Below are 500 nucleotides of genomic sequence, written 5' to 3'. Positions count from 1 at the left end.
AGAAGACGTCGCGAGTTCTGTATTTGGATAGGGGGCCTGCACCGAAGGAACAGCGCTTCGGCCGACAGCCATGCGGATCGCTTTAAGGTCATCGGTGGGATCGCAATTGCCCGAGATGTCGACCTGATCGACCAGTGCAATCGCCTGTTGTACGAATACCGGCAGGGACCAGAACACGAGCGGCTGCATGACGGCTTGGTTCGCGATCCACTGCAGGAAAGTACCGTCCGGATCGGAGTGCCCGCCGCACACCCAGCTTGATGTATGGGCGGTCCAGTGCCCGTTTTCGAAAACGAACCGGGCTGCCCCGGCCCCGTGGATGTAGATCGTGTCGCCTCTGTCGTTTGCGTCAGCAGCACGCGTGCGCAAGCAGCACACGGTGAACGTGTCAGTCATTTCGTATTTTCCTTTAAATCACCATCCTTGCCTTCAGTCTCGGCAAGGAAGGTCAGGTCACATCGCGCTGGGGCGCATGTTGGCGAGGGCCGCGCGCCTCTCGG

1 protein-coding gene is annotated in these 500 nt (G+C 59.8%); it reads right to left on the bottom strand.

Annotation, left to right across the window (positions count from 1 at the left end; translation table 11 throughout):
• Nucleotides 1-396 (bottom strand): hypothetical protein (locus tag A3736_RS05680; protein WP_156501995.1); only part of this gene is annotated, 396 nt, incomplete at its 3' end.
• Between the last annotated feature and the right edge of the window lie 104 nt (nt 397-500).

Origin of the sequence: Erythrobacter sp. HI0063, from assembly GCF_001635685.1 — a bacterium.
GTDB lineage: Bacteria > Pseudomonadota > Alphaproteobacteria > Sphingomonadales > Sphingomonadaceae > Qipengyuania.
This window is presented reverse-complemented; position numbering and strand designations above follow the sequence as displayed.